Source organism: Bradyrhizobium jicamae (assembly GCF_018130215.1).
GTDB lineage: Bacteria > Pseudomonadota > Alphaproteobacteria > Rhizobiales > Xanthobacteraceae > Bradyrhizobium > Bradyrhizobium jicamae_A.
In genome coordinates this window covers 40,156-56,914 of record NZ_JAFCKQ010000038.1, presented here as the reverse complement: position 1 = coordinate 56,914, position 16,759 = coordinate 40,156, and the positions used below count along the sequence as shown (strand labels likewise).

Annotated in this window: 14 protein-coding genes; 11 read left to right on the top strand and 3 right to left on the bottom strand. The window is 64.9% G+C overall.

What is annotated here, in order from left to right:
- Positions 1–25 precede the first annotated feature (25 nt).
- The 3 genes from JQ586_RS30000 to JQ586_RS29990 all read left to right on the top strand — a co-directional run bounded on the left by JQ586_RS30000 (position 26) and on the right by JQ586_RS29990 (position 2,639).
- Entirely contained in the window at positions 26–328 is a 303-nt protein-coding gene (locus JQ586_RS30000; RefSeq protein WP_212398242.1) for a DUF1244 domain-containing protein, read from the top strand.
- A gap of 168 nt (positions 329–496) precedes the next feature.
- Positions 497–766, top strand: a complete 270-nt coding sequence (locus JQ586_RS29995) for a DUF2312 domain-containing protein (protein ID WP_212398241.1) — start codon at positions 497–499, stop codon at positions 764–766.
- A 106-nt stretch (positions 767–872) separates the two neighbouring features.
- The gene (locus tag JQ586_RS29990) at positions 873–2,639 is read left to right on the top strand and encodes an adenylate/guanylate cyclase domain-containing protein (protein WP_212398240.1); all 1,767 of its coding nucleotides are present in this window, start codon (positions 873–875) and stop codon (positions 2,637–2,639) included.
- Between the two features lie 48 nt (positions 2,640–2,687).
- Here JQ586_RS29990 and JQ586_RS29985 read toward each other — a convergent pair whose 3' ends face one another.
- From JQ586_RS29985 to JQ586_RS29975, 3 genes are all read right to left on the bottom strand, one after another.
- Positions 2,688–4,280 (bottom strand): DUF882 domain-containing protein, encoded by a 1,593-nt coding sequence (locus tag JQ586_RS29985; RefSeq protein WP_212398239.1) that lies wholly within the window; start codon positions 4,278–4,280, stop codon positions 2,688–2,690.
- 263 nt (positions 4,281–4,543) lie between these two features.
- Complete coding sequence (locus JQ586_RS29980) at positions 4,544–6,871, bottom strand: L,D-transpeptidase family protein (RefSeq protein ID WP_212398238.1); 2,328 nt, start codon at positions 6,869–6,871, stop codon at positions 4,544–4,546.
- Positions 6,872–7,204: 333 nt separating this feature from the next.
- Positions 7,205–8,695, bottom strand: a complete 1,491-nt coding sequence (locus JQ586_RS29975) for a sigma-54 dependent transcriptional regulator (protein ID WP_212398237.1) — start codon at positions 8,693–8,695, stop codon at positions 7,205–7,207.
- Between the two features lie 139 nt (positions 8,696–8,834).
- On the opposite strand from JQ586_RS29975, the gene JQ586_RS29970 reads away from it, so the two are divergent.
- The 8 genes from JQ586_RS29970 to JQ586_RS29935 all read left to right on the top strand — a co-directional run bounded on the left by JQ586_RS29970 (position 8,835) and on the right by JQ586_RS29935 (position 16,748).
- Positions 8,835–10,721 (top strand): M3 family oligoendopeptidase, encoded by a 1,887-nt coding sequence (locus JQ586_RS29970; RefSeq protein ID WP_212398236.1) that lies wholly within the window; start codon positions 8,835–8,837, stop codon positions 10,719–10,721.
- 362 nt (positions 10,722–11,083) lie between these two features.
- On the top strand, positions 11,084–11,236 hold the full coding sequence (locus tag JQ586_RS29965; protein WP_212398235.1) for an aa3-type cytochrome c oxidase subunit IV: 153 nt from the start codon (positions 11,084–11,086) through the stop codon (positions 11,234–11,236).
- Between the two features lie 139 nt (positions 11,237–11,375).
- The gene (locus JQ586_RS29960; RefSeq protein WP_212398234.1) at positions 11,376–12,506 is read left to right on the top strand and encodes a Re/Si-specific NAD(P)(+) transhydrogenase subunit alpha; all 1,131 of its coding nucleotides are present in this window, start codon (positions 11,376–11,378) and stop codon (positions 12,504–12,506) included.
- Between the two features lie 24 nt (positions 12,507–12,530).
- Positions 12,531–12,848 (top strand): proton-translocating transhydrogenase family protein, encoded by a 318-nt coding sequence (locus JQ586_RS29955; protein WP_212398233.1) that lies wholly within the window; start codon positions 12,531–12,533, stop codon positions 12,846–12,848.
- Positions 12,849–12,891: 43 nt separating this feature from the next.
- Positions 12,892–14,289 (top strand): NAD(P)(+) transhydrogenase (Re/Si-specific) subunit beta, encoded by a 1,398-nt coding sequence (locus JQ586_RS29950; RefSeq protein WP_212398232.1) that lies wholly within the window; start codon positions 12,892–12,894, stop codon positions 14,287–14,289.
- A 130-nt stretch (positions 14,290–14,419) separates the two neighbouring features.
- Entirely contained in the window at positions 14,420–15,238 is an 819-nt protein-coding gene (locus JQ586_RS29945) for an alpha/beta hydrolase (RefSeq protein ID WP_212398231.1), read from the top strand.
- 54 nt (positions 15,239–15,292) lie between these two features.
- Complete coding sequence (locus JQ586_RS29940; protein ID WP_212398230.1) at positions 15,293–16,390, top strand: calcium:proton antiporter; 1,098 nt, start codon at positions 15,293–15,295, stop codon at positions 16,388–16,390.
- A 73-nt stretch (positions 16,391–16,463) separates the two neighbouring features.
- Complete coding sequence (locus JQ586_RS29935) at positions 16,464–16,748, top strand: cupin domain-containing protein (protein WP_212398229.1); 285 nt, start codon at positions 16,464–16,466, stop codon at positions 16,746–16,748.
- Positions 16,749–16,759: the final 11 nt, after the last annotated feature.

Below are 16,759 nucleotides of genomic sequence, written 5' to 3'. Positions count from 1 at the left end.
CGGATCACAAACTGGGATCACGGCGATGGACATTGACGACAAAACCAGAACAGAACTTGAAGCCGCGGTGTTCCGGCGCCTCGTCGAGCATCTGCGCAATCGGACCGATGTCCAGAATATCGACCTGATGAACCTGGCCGGCTTCTGCCGCAATTGCCTGTCGAACTGGATGAAGGAAGCGGCCGATGCCAACGGCATCACAGTGAGCAAGGACGAGAGCCGCGAGGCGGTCTACGGCATGCCCTACGAGGAGTGGAAGGCGAAATACCAGGGCACAGCGACGGCGGAGCAACTCGCCGCGATGAAGAAGGCCCATCCCGGACATTAAGCCAATGTGACGTCGTTCCCGCAGTCACCCGCATCTCCTGTGGGCGCGCTGTGGATGAGCGCGATGTTTCCTTGACGGAAGGCCCCCCAAAATCGAGGGTCAACCGCAACAAGCGGTGCGCGCGACGCGTATTCGCGTGACATTTCAATGCCAGTTCAGGAGTGCGCGATGGCCATGTCTGCCGCCGTCAAGGAAGAGCCCGCAACGCGATTTGCCAAGGACCAGCTCAAGTCCATCATCGAGCGCATCGAACGGCTGGAAGAAGAGAAGAAGACGATCTCGGACGACATCCGTGACGTCTATGCCGAGAGCAAGGGCAACGGTTTCGACGTCAAGGCGCTGCGCGCCATCATCCGTCTGCGCAAGCAGGACCCGAACGAGCGCCAGGAACAGGAAACCATCCTGGAGACCTATATGCAGGCGCTCGGCATGCTGTGAGCCGCGGGGCCGGGCTCGAGACGCCGTTTGAAGGCCCTAAAGGTGCTTGGGACGGTTTCCGGATTTTGCTAGGCTGCGCGGCGAGGTAACCGGGCAGATCATTCCCATGGACGTGCCAGGACCAGAGCGGCGGCTCGCTGCGGTCCTCGCCGCCGACATGGTCGGCTTTAGTCGGCTCATGGAGGCTGACGAGACGGGCACCCTTGCGCGCCTCAAGACCCATCGGATCGAGTTGATCGACCCGGCCATCGCCAAGAATCGCGGCCGCATCATCAAGACCACCGGCGACGGCCTGCTGGTCGAGTTCCACAGCGTCGTCGATGCGGTGCTGTGTGCGGCCGAGATCCAGCGCCGGATGGCCAAGCGCAACGCCGACGTGGCGCCGGCGCGATGGATGCAGTTTCGCATCGGCGTCAATCTCGGCGACGTCATCGTCGACGGCGCCGACATATTCGGCGACGGCGTCAATGTCGCCTCGCGCCTCGAGGTGCTGGCCGAGCCCGGCGGCATCTGCGTTTCCGGTGCAGTCCGCGATCAGGTCGGCGATCGCCTGGAGGAGCTCAGCTTCGAGGATCTCGGCGACCAGACCGTCAAGAACATCACGCGCCCGATCCGGGTGTTCCGTGTCCGTCTCGAACAGGATGCCGAGGGCATTCCCGCGTCGGCGAAGGGCGCGACGAGTGCCCGGATCGTCGCCAAGAAACCGTCGATTGCCGTGCTGCCGCTCGTCAACATGAGCGGCGACCCCGAGCAGGAATTCTTCGCCGACGGCCTCACCGAGGACATCATCACCGAGCTGTCGCGCTTCCACGACCTGCTGGTGATCTCGCGCAACTCGACCTTCGTGTACAAGGGCAAGGCCGTGAGGGTGCAGGACGTCGCAAAGGAGTTCGCCGTCGACTACGTGCTGGAGGGCAGCGTGCGGAAGGCGGGCGAGCGGATCCGTGTCACGGTGCAGCTGATCGATGCCGAGGCCGACCGGCACGTCTGGGCCGAACGCTACGACCGCGAGCTTGCCGACATCTTCGCCATCCAGGACGAGATGACCCGCGCGATCGTGTCGACCTTGCCGGGCCGCGTCGAGGCTGCCGCCCATGACCGCGTGAAGCGCCAGCCGACCGACAACATGGCGGCCTATGAGTGCGTGCTGGCCGCCAAGGTGCTGCATCATCGCTCCGCACGCGACGACAATTTCGAGGCGCAGCGACTGCTCGATCGGGCCATCGTGCTCGACCCGAGCTACGCGCATGCACACGCGTGGCGGGCCTGCGTGCTCGGGCAGACATGGGTCTATAACTGGTGCGAGGATCGCGACGCGACCTTCGCGCAGGTCGCGGCAGAGCTCGAGATCGCGCTCAAGCTCGATGACAACGATAGCGACGTTCACCGGATCCTCGCCGCGCTCAACCTCAACCGCGACAACCACGACAAGGCAACCTTCCATCAGGAGCGCGCGCTTGCGCTGAACCCGAATTACGACCTCGTGGTCGTACAGCAGGGCGAACTCCTGACATGGCTTGGGCGGCCGGAGGAGGGCATCGATTGGATCAAGCGGGCGATGCGCCTCAACCCGTTCCATCCGGAGCGGTTCTGGAGCCATCTCGGTCGGGCCTGCTACTGCGCCGAGAAATACGCGGATGCGGCCGAGGCGTTCTCGCGGATCACGCGGCCCGACCACACCCACCACGCCTTCCTCGCGGCGACGCTGGCGCAGATGGGCAATGCGGTGGCGGCCGCCGCGCACGCCGCAGAGGTGCTGAAGCGCGAGCCGGGTTTCTCGGTCGCCACGCATCTCGCGACCCAGCACTACAAGCGGGAGCCGGACCGGGCGCGCTACGAAGCCGGCCTGCTCAAGGCAGGATTGCCGGCCTGACGATGATATCTTGAGCCTGGACCTGGAGCGTTCTCGAGCGAAATTGCCCTAGCGCAGCGAGGCGGTGCGCATCACGAACGGCTGGGTCGGCAGCACCGCGGTCGCGGTCCCCGAGAAGCGGTCGCAGGTCATGCCCATCATCGGATCATCCGAGAAGGTCATGGTGACGGTGGCCTCCGGCTTCACGAAATGCTGGCGCATCAGGCCCATGTCGGTGTCGCCGAGCACGGTGGTCAGCATGCCATTGCTGGCGCTCGGGGCCAGCATCACGACGCGCATCCAGCTGTCGTTGCTCTTGGCGGCGGAGATGCGCGCGGATGTGGTCACCACGCCCTGGCCCTGCGCGCCCTTCGCCACCACGGTGTTGATCTCGGTGGCGGCTGCCGCCGCATTGCGGATCGGGCGCACGCTGCGCGGGATCGGCGCGGTCGCCGCGACGATATTGGCGCGATCGACCGGCGAGGAAGCCGCCGGCGCGTAGGCGAGTGCCCTGTTGAAATTGTCCTTGACGCTGGCGGTGGCCTGCGGATCGGCGGCTTCGAGCGCCTCACGCGCCTTCAGCGCGGCGATCTGGGCCGGCGAGGCCTGCTTGGGCCCGGCGGCATCGTCCCCCCAGAACCCGCGCGCGTTGATGATGTCGCTGGGCGATTGCGGCTTCGGCTCGCTCGCGGCGGCATCCAGAACCTCCGGCTTGGCCTTCGGCGACGGCACGAGCTGGGCGTCGGCTGCGGCGAGCCGGATCGCGGCCGCGATCTGCGGCTTGGCGCGCGGCATCGGAACGGGATCGGCGGACTTGGCCGGGATCGCGGCGGCGACCACGGCGTTCGCCGCCGGCCTGTCGCTCGCGTCGGCGGCGCCAGCATCGTCGTCATCATCGGACTTGCCGGCCCCGAACAGCCTGGCGAACAGGCTGGGCCTGGCGACGGTCGCGGCATCGTCGCCGTTACCGCGTCGCTCGATATCGGCCTTGGCGAGCTCGTATCCCTTCAGCGGTGTGCCGTCGGTCGGGATATGCACGGTGCGGCCGTCGGGGAACACCTTGACCAGCTGATCATGCGTCATGCGCGGCCAATGGCGGATGCTGCCGGTGTCGAGATGGACGAACGGGGAGCCGGAGGTCGGATAGAAGCCGACGCCGCCGCGCTGCAAGCGGAGTCCGGCGTAGCGGATCTGCTCCAGCGGCACGCCGGGAATGTAGAAGTCCATCGCATGCCCCAGCATGTGCTGGCTGTGACGCGCAACGCCCGAGGAGCGGCGGCGGAGCATGGCGTTGGTGGCGGGGGAGCGGTAGGAGGAGACGATCTGGATCGGCTGCTTGCCGTCGACGTCGCGATAGACTTCCCAGAGGATATCGAACAGGTGACGGTCCATCACCGTCTCGTCCTGGGTGCGCCAGTCGCGCAAATAGTGATTGAGCTGCTTCAGCGCGGCTTCGTCATAGCGGCCGTCCCGCTTGAAGGTGATGGTGAGGTCTTCGCCGGAATGGGTGTGGTGGAAGGAAAGGGTGCGGGTTTCGTTCAGCGCGGTGGCGTCGTGGACGGATCCGGCTCCCGCAAGCAGCAGCAGCGAGGTCAGGCCCACTTGGTACCCGGCCTTCGGCAGCGACAGCGGATAGAAGCGGCGTGCGAGAACAGCCAGCACTTTGAGCCCACCCAGTCGACGAGCGTTCGATCGGCATCTTCGCAGACCCCCTGCAGAAGACGGTGAACGCTTTCTTAAAGCGGGACGGTTAACCGAGGTTTACCGACCCGCCCCCAAGTTAGGCTTAACTAACTGGTCGAGTGTGGCAAAAACGTGCCCAGTGCCGAAGCGGCGATGGATAATAGTTAACACAAACGATCTCGCTAAGGCGGCGAATTCGTTGATTTCACTTCAAAATTTACCGGAATCAGCCCTGCGGTGAATTAACGGGTATAGACCCGGCGCTGCTGCTGGGCCTGACCGCGACGGGCCGGCTGCGGCTCCGGTTGTCCGAATCCCCCGAACAGGCGCTCGAAGAAGTTTGGTCCGGAATTCCAGCTGCCGTTGTCGCCGGCAACATTCACGCCAGCGGGCAAGCTGCTGCTCGGCGGCCGCGAGTAGCTCGGCTGCGCGTGCGCCACGACCGCTTCCAGATCCTTGCCGCGGCTGTTCTTCAGCAGCGACAGCATGGTGGCGTCGCGGCCGTAGACGTCCTTGCGGAATTGCAGCTTGCCGGCGTCGTCCACGAACGCGGTCTGGTAGGTGATGTTCACCGGGATCGGTGTCGGGAACTTCAGGTCGACCTCGTTCGATCCGTACATGCTGCGGATCCGCTCCGGCGTGTAATGTTCGTTCGGCTCGGTGATATTGAGCAGCACGGAGGCGTACTGATCGGGGTTCTGCACGCGCATGCAGCCATGGCTGTAGGCACGCTCTTCCTTGGCGAACAGGTACTTGTCCGGCGTGTCGTGCTGATAGACCAGGAACTTGTTCGGGAAGTTGAAGCGGATGCGGCCAAGTGCGTTGGCCTCACCCGGCGGCTGCGAGATGTGGATCGAGCCGTCGCGGTCGCGCTCGAGCTTGAGGCCCATCCGCTGCAGCACGGTCGGATCCTGCTGCAGGGCCGGCAGATATTCGTTGTAGATGATCGAGGGCGGCACGTTCCAGGTCGGGTTGACCGTGATGTACTTCATCGTCTCGGTCAAAAGCGGCGTGGCGTGCTGGCCGGGCTTGCCGGTCACGACGCGCGTAGTCCAGACCTGCGCACCGTTCTGCATCACCTTCAGCGTGTAGTCGGGGATGTTGAGGATCACATAGGCGTTGCCGACACTGGCCGCGCCGAGCTGGCGCGGCAACCAGCGCCAGCGCTCCATGTTGACGATCACGGTGTCGATCTGCTTGTCCCGCTTCGGGCTGTTCAGTGCCCTCACGGTGCGATCGTCCAGAATGCCCGTCGGCTTCAGCTCGACGCTGTCCTGGAACTTCTCGACCGCCCTGGCTACGGCCGCGTCGTACTTCGTGCTGTCGGCGTTTTCCGTGATGCCGAGCTTGGTGCGCAGGTCCGGCACGCGCGGATCGTCCATCTCGACCGCAGCCTGCTTCTTGCCGCGGGCTGGCATGTATCTCAGCGCGGGTCCATCCGCGATCGTGATGACGGGGCCGTCGCCCTGGCCGCGCAACTCGGCAAGCTTCTTCTTGAGCTCCTTGTAGAGCTTCTGCGGCGGGTTGTAGCTGTCGAGCGCGGCAGACGCATCCTTTGCGGAGGTCACGTTGGCCAGCACTTCCGATGCATCGATCGGATGTTCGGGATATTGGATGTCCGCCGACAACTGCGACCAGTGCATGCGGCCGCTCTGCGCCTGGCGGGCATAGTCCAGCATGCTTGCGGCAAGCTTCAGCTCGGCGTCGGCGAGCGCGTCCGGCGAGGTCGCGGCCGTGAAATCCGGCACCGGATAGTCGGCCGGGTTGAGTCCGTCGGAGGCGGCGTCCTTCAGGCGAGCAATCACGCCCTTGGCGGTATCGGTCAGCTTGCCGGACTTCGTGAACACCGGCGCGTAGTCCCGGGCCGAGTAGAACTTCTCGGCCGCCGCGCGCTCGACCTTGCGGTCGAAGGCGCGCAGCGTCTTGCTGGCCAGCATCTCGCGGAGCTTGTCGGCGACGGGCTGGTCGTCGGCGGGCACGTTGCTGGCGGCCTTGACCGGCTCCTTGGCGGGCTCGGCTGCCGGTGCAGCCGCGGTGGCGGGGGCAGGCGTGGCCGCTGGCGCGGTGGCGGTTTCAGCTGCGGGGGCGGCAGCCGGCGGCGCGACCGCGGTGTCGGTCTTCGGTGCCTCGAGGGGCTTGGTCTCGGTTGACTTCGTCTCGGTGGATTTGGTGTCGGTCGCTGGCGTGGTCGCGACATCGCCCGGCTTCGGCTCGACCGCCTTTGCAGCGGTGCTCGGCTCGGTCGGTTGATTGTCGGAGGGCTTGCTGTCGGAGGGCTTGCTGTCGGAGGTCTTGCTGTCGGAGGTCTTGGGATCAGTGGCCTTCGCATCCGATACCTTCGCTGTATCAGGCAGCGCTCCGGTCGCATCCGGCTTGAAATCGCTCGCGGTGGGCGGTGGAACGTTGGCGGGTTCGGGGCGCGGGATTGCTGCATCGATCGCGAGTTCCGCGGCGCTTGCGCGCGGCGTGTCCTGCGCGAGGGCCGAGGTCGCGGACACCGTGAGGAATGTCGCCGCGACGGCCATCAAGACGCGGTCGTATCCCCGACGGTTGTTCGAACGGTCACGCATCATCGCACCCCCCGGGTGAAACTGCCCGGTTCCGGGACAGTTCAAGTCAGTGTCTGGTTTCGTCAGCTCGCGCGAAAGCGCTGGCCTTCTCGATCTATTCGCACGCGTGCACGCAACGAACGCCGACGATACAGACGCCCCTTTCATGCAGCCAGCGCCATGCGGGGCAACTCACGACAAACTGACTTCGAACAACCGAGTTTTGTTCCGTTCGTGCGTTTTTGCCATGCAGTCAAGCGTTTGTCTGTCACCGCCAAGCCACGGTTCGAAGGTTCCCGCCGCGCAACCCGCGCAACCCGCGCACGCGTGACGCGGTCACACATGCGCGTCGTTCTAATGCGCCTCGTCCGTGCGATCGCCGGCTGCGGCTTCGTCGAGCTTCCGATAGAGCGTCGACCGGCCGATCTTGAGGCGGCGGGCGACCTCGGACATCTGGCCGCGATAATGCGAAATCGCGAACCGGATGATCTCGTTCTCGAGATCTTCCAGCGGACGGACGTCGCCGGAGCCGTTCAGCATCGACAGCATCCCGGCGGTGCTGGGCAGAGCCGCGATCGGTATTTCGTTACCGGATGTCATCGCGGGCGCCGTCGATGGCGACACGACCAGCGGCTCGGTATGTGCGGCCCTGCCCTCGGGGGCGGCATGTGCCGCGGCCTGCGGGAAATCGGCCAGCCCGAGCTGGTCGCCGTCGCTCATCACCACGGCGCGATACACTGTGTTCTCGAGCTGGCGGATATTGCCGGGCCAGTCGAGCTGCGCGAGATGCGCCATCGCCTCGCCGCTGATGCCGGTGATGGTGCGGTTCTCCTCGGCGCAGAACCGGGCCAGGAAATGCCGCAGCAAATGCGGGATGTCTTCGCGCCGCTGGCGCAGGGCGGGGATGGTCAGCGGCAGGACATGCAGGCGATAGAACAGGTCTTCGCGGAACTGGCCGGCCTTCACGAGGTCGAGCAGTTTGCGGTTGGTCGCGGAGATGATGCGGACATCGACCTTGACCGGCTTGCGGCCGCCGACCGCCTCCACGGTGCCTTCCTGCAACGCGCGCAGCAGCTTCACCTGCGCGGTGAGCGGCAACTCGCCGACCTCGTCGAGAAACAGCGTGCCGCCATGCGCCTCGACGAACTTGCCCTGATGCCGCTCGGTGGCGCCGGTGAACGCGCCCTTCTCATGGCCGAACAGGATCGACTCGACCAGATTGTCCGGGATCGCACCGCAATTGACCGCGACAAAGGGCTTCGCCTTGCGCTCGCTGCTGCCGTGGATGGCGCGTGCGAACAATTCCTTGCCGACGCCGGATTCGCCCTCGATCAGCACCGGAATGGCCGAGGATGCCGCCTTCTGCGCGGTGCGCAGCGCTCCGGTCATAGCCTCGCTGCGGGTGATGATGTCGGAGAAGGTCAGCCGGCCCTCGCGGCTGTGCCTGATCCGCTGCAATTCGCCCTTGAGCGCGGAGGCATTGAGCGCGTTGCGCAGCGAGACCTGCAACCGCTCGAAGCCGACCGGCTTGACCACGAAATCCTGGGCGCCGGCGCGCATCGCCGACACGACATTGTCGATGCCGCCATGCGCGGTCTGCACGACGACGGGGACGTTCAAACCAGCTTCACGAATCTTTGCGAGGACACCAAGGCCATCGAGGCCAGGCATCACGAGGTCGAGCACGACCGCATCGATGGTCCGGGCGTCGGAGGCGGTCAGGGCCGCTATCGCGGCATCGCCGCTGTCCACGACGAGAGGCTCGTAGCCGCACTTCTGCACCATGTTTTCAACCAAACGGCGCTGTACTGCGTCGTCATCGGCGATCAAAATGGTGGCAGCCATGGTCTTCCCCGCACGTTACGTTTATCTGTCTCGAATCGGGGCACTGTCGCCGATGCCGATTAACGCCTGCTTAAACGTTGCAATCCCGCGCTTATTCGCCCGCCGCCGTCTTTCCGACTGAAGTAAGGTTTCGAACAAGATGACCTCGCGCTCCAAATCCGCTCTCCGCAAAGAGTCCGCTCTCCGCAAGACGACCGCGCAACGCAAGTCGACCATTGCAAAGCGTGCGGCCAAGCAGGCCGTCGGCAATACCGGCAAGCTGCCGGAATGGAATCTGGCAGACCTCTACCCCGGTATCGACGCGCCCGAAGTCGCACGTGACCTGCAAAAGATGGATGCAGATTGCGTCGCGTTTGAGACCGACTACAAGGGCAGGCTCGCGGAAAATACCGCTCGCGACGGCGGCGGCAAGTGGCTTGCCGAGGCGATCAGGCGCTATGAGGCGATCGACGATCTCGCAGGCCGTCTCGGCTCTTACGCCGGGCTCGTGCACGCCGGCGACAGCGTCGATCCGGCGATCTCGAAATTCTATGGCGACGTGTCCGAGCGGCTGACGGCGGCCTCGGTGCATCTCCTGTTCTTCTCGCTCGAGCTCAATCGTGTTGACGATGATGTGATCGAGCGCGCGATGGCCGAGCCCGAGCTCGGGCATTACCGGCCGTGGATCGACGATTTGCGCAAGGACAAGCCGTACCAGCTCGAGGACCGCGTCGAGCAGCTCTTCCATGAGAAGGCGCAAAGCGGTTACGCTGCCTGGAACCGGCTGTTCGACCAGACCATTTCAGGCCTGCGCTTCAAGGTCGCCGGCAAGGAGCTCGCGATCGAGCCGACGCTGAACCTGTTGCAGGACAAGGCGGGCGACAGGCGCAAGGCCGCGGCTCAGGCGTTGGCCAGGACCTTCAAGGACAATGAGCGCACCTTTGCGCTCGTCACCAACACGCTCGCCAAGGACAAGGAAATCTCCGATCGCTGGCGCGGATTCCAGGATGTCGCGGATTCCCGCCATCTCAACAACCGCGTCGAGCGCGAGGTGGTCGATGCGCTGGTGGCCTCCGTGCGCGCGGCCTATCCGAAGCTTTCGCACCGGTATTATGCGTTGAAGGCGGGCTGGTTCAAGAAGAAGAAGCTGCCGCATTGGGACCGCAATGCACCGCTGCCGTTCGCGGCGACCGGCAGCATCGCCTGGCCCGAGGCACGCAACATGGTGTTGTCGGCCTATCGCGGCTTCTCGCCCAAGATGGCCGAGATCGCCGAACGCTTCTTCGTCGATCGCTGGATCGATGCGCCGGTGCGGCCGGGCAAGGCACCGGGCGCGTTCTCGCATCCGACCACGCCGTCCGCCCACCCTTACGTGCTGATGAACTATCAGGGCAAGCCGCGCGACGTGATGACGCTCGCACACGAGCTCGGCCACGGCGTCCACCAGGTGCTGGCGGCCAGGAACGGCGCGCTGATGGCACCGACGCCGCTGACGCTCGCGGAAACCGCCAGCGTGTTCGGCGAGATGCTGACCTTCAAGCGGCTGCTGTCCCAGACCAAAAACGCCAAGCAGCGCCAGGCGCTGCTCGCCGGCAAGGTCGAGGACATGATCAACACCGTGGTGCGGCAGATCGCGTTCTACTCGTTCGAGCGCGCCGTGCATACCGAGCGCAAGAACGGCGAGCTCACCGCCGAGCGCATCGGCCAGATCTGGCTCGGCGTGCAGGGCGAGAGCCTCGGTCCCGCGATCGAGATCAAGCCGGGCTACGAGACCTTCTGGATGTACATCCCGCACTTCATCCATTCGCCGTTCTATGTCTACGCCTATGCGTTCGGCGATTGCCTGGTGAATTCGCTCTACGCGGTCTACGAGCACGCGTCCGAGGGCTTTGCCGAGCGCTATCTCGACATGCTCGCCGCCGGCGGCACCAAGCATTATTCCGAGCTGCTCAGGCCGTTCGGGCTCGACGCCAAGGATCCGAAGTTCTGGGACGGGGGCCTCTCAGTGATATCAGGCATGATCGACGAGCTGGAGGCGATGGGCTAGAGCTCGGTCCGGATGGAATCGGAACGGGGCCCTGGATGTTGTTTCGAGGCGTCTTCTTGACGCGAGCCGGCATCCACTTCGCTCGAAAACGCTTCCGGGCCTGCGCCCGTCGGCGCCGGACCAGGTCCGGTCCCGAGGCGATCCTTGGTGCGTATTTTGCGCCTGACGGCATGATTTTCCACGCCATGCGTGATTGGGAGACAAATCCTGCCCGAGCACGTCAGCGATCGTCCTTGGCCTCGGGAATGGCCGGAATCCCCGACAATCGGCTTTCCCGATGACCCGATAGGGACCGCGCCGTTGCCCTGTCATCCCGTTTGCGGTAATGCCTCGCCAGACGTGAATTCTGACTGGGGACATCGATGGCTGACCATAGCGAAGTGGCCTATACGACCGCTGACGGCAACGACTACGTGGCGCATGAGCAGACCTATGAGGGGTTTCTCACGCTGGTCAAATACGGCACGATCACGGTTGCGATCATTCTCATCCTGATGGCCTATTTCCTGGTCTGACTTTCGAGTGGCTGGTGCACCGCTGTCTGCGGCGGTGCCGCAATTCCTGTCGAAACCGGTAGCAAAAACCGGGTATCCAATCTGGCGAAAATAACGCTAGTTTGAAGATGCGCGCGCCGCTTGCGCCGCCGGAGGGCCCATGAAGATCGCCGTTGCCAAGGAAATCGATCCGTCCGAGCCGCGCGTTGCGGCATCGCCCGATACCATCAAGAAGTTCAAGGCGCTCGGCGCCGAGGTCGCCGTCGAGCCGGGCGCCGGCATCAAGTCGGGCCTGCCTGATTCGGAATTCACCGCGGCGGGCGCGACCGTCAGCGCGGATGCGCTCAAGGACGCCGACATCATCATCAAGGTGAAGCGGCCCGAAGCCTCCGAACTGTCGCAATACAGGCGCGGCGCGCTCGTCATCGCGATCATGGACCCCTATGGCAACGAGGCCGCGCTGAAGGCGATGGCCGATGCCGGCGTCGCGGCGTTCGCGATGGAATTGATGCCGCGCATCACCCGCGCGCAGGTGATGGACGTGCTGTCCTCGCAGGCCAACCTCGCCGGCTACCGCGCGGTGATCGAAGGTGCGGAAGCCTTCGGCCGCGCCTTCCCGATGATGATGACCGCGGCCGGCACCGTTCCGGCCGCCAAGGTGTTCGTGATGGGCGTCGGCGTCGCTGGCCTGCAGGCGATCGCGACCGCACGGCGCCTTGGTGCCATCGTCACCGCGACCGACGTCCGCCCCGCCACCAAGGAGCAGGTGGAGAGCCTGGGCGCGAAATTCCTCGCCGTCGAGGACGAGGAATTCAAGAACGCGCAGACCGCGGGCGGCTACGCCAAGGAGATGTCCAAGGAGTACCAGGCCAAGCAGGCCGCGCTGACCGCCGAGCACATCAAGAAGCAGGACATCGTGATCACGACCGCACTGATCCCCGGCCGCCCGGCGCCGAAGCTGGTCTCGGGCGAGATGGTGAAGTCCATGAAACCGGGCTCAGTGCTGGTCGATCTCGCGGTCGAGCGCGGCGGCAATGTCGAGGGCGCCAGGCCCGGCGAGGTGGTCGAGACAGATGGCATCAAGATCGTCGGCTATACCAACGTCGCCGGCCGTGTCGCGGCCTCGGCTTCCAGCCTCTATGCGCGCAACCTGTTCTCCTTCATCGAGACCATGGTCGACAAGAAAGAGAAAAAGCTCGCAGTGAACTGGGATGACGAGCTCGTCAAGGCCACCGCGCTGACCAAGGACGGCGCCGTGGTCCACCCGAACTTCCAGCCGAAAACCGCTTGAGTATTGGGCGTAAGGAGAGAAGCCATGGAGCATGCTGCACAGCTCGTCGACCCCTTCATCTTCCGGCTGTCGATCTTCGTCCTCGCCGTGTTCGTCGGCTATTTCGTAGTGTGGTCGGTGACGCCGGCGCTGCACACGCCGCTGATGAGCGTGACCAACGCGATCTCCTCGGTGATCGTGGTCGGCGCGCTGCTTGCGGTCGGCGTCGGCCTGGTCTCGAGCGGCTCCGGCTGGGCCCGCGGCTTCGGCTTCGTGGCGCTGATCTTCGCCTGCGTGAACATCTTCGGTGGCTTCCTCGTCACCCAGCGCATGCTGGCGATGTACAAGAAGAAGGCCAAGTGAGCGGCAATCACCTCGGGGTGATCTGGACATTGGGGGACCTGAGATGAGCGCCAATCTCTCTGCACTGTTTTATCTCGTGGCAGGCGTGCTGTTCATCCTGGCGCTGCGCGGGCTGTCGAGCCCGGCGTCGTCGCGCCAGGGCAACCTGTTCGGCATGATCGGCATGGCGATTGCGGTCGGCACCACGCTGGCGAACCATCCGCCGGCCGACGGTTTTGCCTGGTTGCTCGTCATTCTCGGCATCGCAATCGGCGGCAGCATCGGCGCGGTGATCGCCCGCCGCGTGCCGATGACCTCGATGCCCGAACTGGTCGCCGCCTTCCACTCGCTGGTCGGCATGGCCGCGGTGCTGGTCGCCGCCGGCGCGTTCTATGCGCCCGAGGCCTTCGACATCGGCACGCCGGGCAACATCCATCCGCAGAGCCTCGTCGAGATGTCGCTCGGCGTCGCGATCGGCGCCCTGACCTTCACCGGCTCGGTGATCGCGTTCCTGAAGCTCTCGGCGCGGATGAGCGGCGCACCGATCATCCTGCCGTTCCGTCACGTCATCAACATCGTGCTGGCCCTGGCGCTGGTGTTCTTCATCGTCGGGCTCGTGCTGAGCGGCAGCGCGATCGACTTCTGGCTGATCACCATCCTCGCACTGGCGCTCGGCGTGCTGATGATCATCCCGATCGGCGGCGCCGACATGCCGGTCGTGATCTCGATGCTGAACTCGTATTCGGGCTGGGCCGCGGCCGGCATCGGCTTCACGCTCGGCAACTCGGCGCTGATCATCACCGGCGCGCTGGTCGGCTCGTCGGGCGCGATCCTGTCCTACATCATGTGCCACGCGATGAACCGTTCGTTCATCTCGGTGATCCTCGGCGGCTTCGGCGGCGAGACCGCGGCAGCCGGCGGCGGCTCGGGCGAGCAGAAGCCCGCCAAGCTCGGCTCCGCCGACGATGCCGCCTTCATCATGAAGAACGCCTCAAAGGTCATCATCGTGCCCGGCTACGGCATGGCGGTGGCGCAGGCCCAGCACGCGCTGCGCGAGATGGCCGATCTCCTGAAGAAGGAAGGCGTCGAGGTGAAATACGCCATTCACCCGGTCGCGGGCCGCATGCCCGGCCACATGAACGTGCTGCTGGCCGAAGCCAATGTGCCCTATGACGAGGTGTTCGAACTCGAGGACATCAACTCGGAGTTCGCCCAGGCCGACATCGCCTTCGTGATCGGCGCCAACGACGTCACCAATCCGGCCGCCGAAGAGGACAAGACCTCGCCGATCTACGGCATGCCGGTGCTGCAGGTCTGGAAGGCCGGCACCGTGATGTTCATCAAGCGCTCGCTCGCCTCCGGCTACGCCGGCATCGACAATCCGCTGTTCTACCGGGACAACACCATGATGCTGCTCGGTGACGCCAAGAAGGTCACCGAGAACATCGTCAAGGCGATGTGAGGCGAGGGTGGCGCTGAACCGGGAGTGGCATGCGACAGCGTGCGCATGCCGGGCGAACCCGGACAGCATCAGGCTCGACGTCGAGAAGCTGCGCAAATCCCGGCTGCACGGGTAGCGACGGCTCACCGGGATGGCCCTGATCATCACCATCCTGAAATGGCTCGTCATCGTCGTCGCCGTCGTCTACCTCGCCGGCCTCGCATGGCTGTTTATCAAGCAGCGCGAAATGCTGTTCCCGATTCCACCGGTCGGACGGACCGCGCCGGCCGCCGCCGGATTTCCCGAAGCGGAAGAGCATGTCCTGACCAGCGCGGACGGCGAGAAGGTGATCGTCTGGCACGTGCCGGCGCAGCCGGGGCGGCCCGTCGTGCTGTTCTTTCCCGGCAATGGTGATTTCCTCGCCGGACGAGTGGCGCGGTTCAAGGGTGTCGTCGCCGATGGCACCGGACTGGTTGCACTGTCCTACCGCGGCTATGCCGGTTCGAGCGGTTATCCGAGCGAGCAGGGATTGCTGCAGGATGCCGCTGCGGCCTATGCGTTCGCCACGGCGCGCTACAGCGCGGAGCGGATCGTGGTCTGGGGCTTCTCGCTCGGGACCGGCGTCGCCGTCGCGATTGCAGCCGAGCATCCGGTCGGCAGGCTGATCCTCGAGGCACCCTACACGTCGACTGCGGAGGTCGCCGGCGCACTGTTTCCCTATGTGCCGGTCAGCCTGTTGATGCGGGATCAATTCCACTCCGACCGGCGCATTGCGCGCGTCACGGCGCCGCTCCTGATCATGCATGGCACCGATGATCCGGCGATCCCGATCCGCTTCGGCGAACGCCTGTTCGGCCTTGCGCATGAGCCCAAGCAGTTCGTCCGTTTCCCGGGCGGCGGGCACGACAATCTGGATGATTTCGGTGCGGTCGAGAAGGCGCGGCAGTTCATCGCCGCGCCAAAGGGCTGACGGCGGCAAAGGTCTGGCGCATAATCGGACGAGATGGAGTGGGGGACTGAATAAATGAGCGTACACGGGCCGATGCCGCGGTCGTCCTGGCTGTTTCCCGCCCTGGCCGTGCTGCTGTTCGCCGCGGTCACGGCCCTCGGCTACTCGTTCCAACCCTCGGCGGGCGGCTGGCTGTTCGCGATCGTCCTGCTGGTGATCCTGTTCGGTACCGTGTTCGCCGCCGTCCATCATGCCGAGATGATCGCGGAGCGGATCGGCGAACCCTTTGGCACGTTGCTGCTCACGCTCTCGGTCACCGTCATCGAGGTGGCGCTGATTTCGACCATCATGCTGGGCGACACGCCGGCCCCGACGCTGGCGCGCGACACGGTGTTCGCGGTGGTCATGATCGTCTGCAACGGCCTGGTCGGCCTCTGCATCTTCATCGGTGGCATCCGCTATCGCGAGCAGGATTTCCAGATCACGGGCGCGAACCTCTATCTGAGCGTTCTGTTCGTGCTCGCGACCATCACGCTCGATATGCCGAACTTCACGCTCACCGCGCCAGGGCCGGTCTATTCCACCGCCCAGCTCGCGGTCGTGAGCATCGTCACCGTGCTGCTCTATGCGGTGTTCCTCTACACCCAGATGATCCGCCACCGCGACTATTTCGTCAGCGGTGCCAACGAGGCGGCCGAGCATGGCGAGGTGATCTCGGACCGCATGCTGGTGGTCAGCATCGCTCTGCTGCTGCTGGCGCTGCTGGCGGTGGTACTGCTGGCCAAGAAGTTCTCCATCGTCGTCGACGTCGTCACCGCGAGGATCGGCGCGCCGCCGGCCTTTGCCGGCGTCGTGGTCGCGCTGCTCATTCTCCTGCCGGAGAGCGTCGCCGCGGTGTCGGCGGCGCGCAAGAACGACCTGCAGAAGAGCATCAACCTCGCGCTCGGCTCGTCGATCGCCACGATCGGGCTCACGGTACCTGCCGTGGCGGTCGCCGCCTATGCCCTCGACAAGGAGCTGGTGCTCGGGCTCAGCAACCAGGACATGCTGATCCTGCTGCTGACATTCATGCTGAGCATGCTCACCTTCGGCACCGGGCGCACGAACATCATGTTCGGACTGGTGCACATGGTGGTATTCGCCGTTTTCGTGTTCATGGTCTTCGTGCCCTAGCTTCTTGTCCATGCATGATCTATTCGGAACCGCTTCACACCTTTCCGGATCATGCATTGAGTGGAGAAAGCCGATGCTTAGCGCCAAGTCAGACGTTCAGGTGGATACCGCGGAGGTGCGCGTCACCGAATGGCGGCTGGCGCCGGGCAGCGCCACGGGCCCGCACACCCATGAGATGGACTATGTGATCGTCCCGATCACCGCGGGCGAGATGACCATCGTGGCGCCGAACGGCGATCGCTCCCGGGCGCAGCTCGGCGTCGGCAAGTCCTATTTCCGGAAGGCCGGCGTCCAGCACGACGTGCTCAACGAGACGGCCAGCGAGATCGTGTTCCTCGAGGTCGAGCTCAAGCCCTGAGCCGCACCTCG

Coding starts and splice junctions, on each gene's coding strand:
- JQ586_RS29940 (WP_212398230.1), top strand. CDS start 15,293: ATGAGCGTACACGGGCCGATGCCGCGGTCGTCCTGGCTGTTTCCCGCC.
- JQ586_RS29990 (WP_212398240.1), top strand. CDS start 873: ATGGACGTGCCAGGACCAGAGCGGCGGCTCGCTGCGGTCCTCGCCGCC.
- JQ586_RS29980 (WP_212398238.1), bottom strand. CDS start 6,871: ATGCGTGACCGTTCGAACAACCGTCGGGGATACGACCGCGTCTTGATG.
- JQ586_RS29995 (WP_212398241.1), top strand. CDS start 497: ATGGCCATGTCTGCCGCCGTCAAGGAAGAGCCCGCAACGCGATTTGCC.
- JQ586_RS29935 (WP_212398229.1), top strand. CDS start 16,464: ATGCTTAGCGCCAAGTCAGACGTTCAGGTGGATACCGCGGAGGTGCGC.
- JQ586_RS29955 (WP_212398233.1), top strand. CDS start 12,531: ATGGAGCATGCTGCACAGCTCGTCGACCCCTTCATCTTCCGGCTGTCG.
- JQ586_RS29975 (WP_212398237.1), bottom strand. CDS start 8,695: ATGGCTGCCACCATTTTGATCGCCGATGACGACGCAGTACAGCGCCGT.
- JQ586_RS29965 (WP_212398235.1), top strand. CDS start 11,084: ATGGCTGACCATAGCGAAGTGGCCTATACGACCGCTGACGGCAACGAC.
- JQ586_RS29960 (WP_212398234.1), top strand. CDS start 11,376: ATGAAGATCGCCGTTGCCAAGGAAATCGATCCGTCCGAGCCGCGCGTT.
- JQ586_RS29950 (WP_212398232.1), top strand. CDS start 12,892: ATGAGCGCCAATCTCTCTGCACTGTTTTATCTCGTGGCAGGCGTGCTG.
- JQ586_RS29945 (WP_212398231.1), top strand. CDS start 14,420: ATGGCCCTGATCATCACCATCCTGAAATGGCTCGTCATCGTCGTCGCC.
- JQ586_RS30000 (WP_212398242.1), top strand. CDS start 26: ATGGACATTGACGACAAAACCAGAACAGAACTTGAAGCCGCGGTGTTC.
- JQ586_RS29970 (WP_212398236.1), top strand. CDS start 8,835: ATGACCTCGCGCTCCAAATCCGCTCTCCGCAAAGAGTCCGCTCTCCGC.